At 68.1% G+C, this 576-nt stretch carries 1 protein-coding gene; it reads left to right on the forward strand.

All coding sequences use genetic code 11. The features are described from left to right. The coding region (gene asd / locus JCM9942_RS17770; RefSeq protein ID WP_054661081.1) for an archaetidylserine decarboxylase at positions 1-576 on the forward strand (576 nt) is incomplete at its 5' end.

Consider the following 576-nt stretch of genomic DNA (forward strand, 5'->3'; position numbering starts at 1 on the left):
CGCATCAGCCAGCTGGGCCCGATCGCCGACGGTCGCATCTTCCAGGCAAAGGGCCAGTCGTTCACCGCCGCCGAGCTGCTGGGCGACGCCGCCGACGCGGCGCCGTTCCACAACGGCCTGTTCGCCACGGTGTACCTGTCTCCGCGCGACTACCACCGCGTGCACATGCCGTGGACCGGCACCCTGCGCGAGACCGTGCACGTGCCCGGCCGTCTGTTCAGCGTTGGCACCGACGCGGTGGCCAACGTGCCGCGCCTGTTCGCCCGCAACGAGCGGCTGGTGTGCCACTTCGACACCGACTTCGGCCCGATGGTGCAGGTGATGGTCGGCGCACTGCTGGTTTCGGGCGTGGAGACGGTGTGGAGCGGTGAGGAAATCCCGGCCTATGGCGATCGCATCACCCGCAAGGACTGGCGTGGCAAGGGCATCACGCTGGAACGCTTCGCCGAGATGGCGCGTTTCAATTACGGCTCCACGGTGATCGTGCTGCTGCCGCCGGGCGTGGCCGATTTCGATCCCTCGCTGAAGGCCGAAAGCCCGGTGCAGCTTGGACAGGCGCTGGCGCGGCTGAAGTAA

Source organism: Stenotrophomonas pictorum JCM 9942, assembly GCF_001310775.1.
GTDB classification, from domain to species: Bacteria; Pseudomonadota; Gammaproteobacteria; order Xanthomonadales; family Xanthomonadaceae; genus Stenotrophomonas; species Stenotrophomonas pictorum.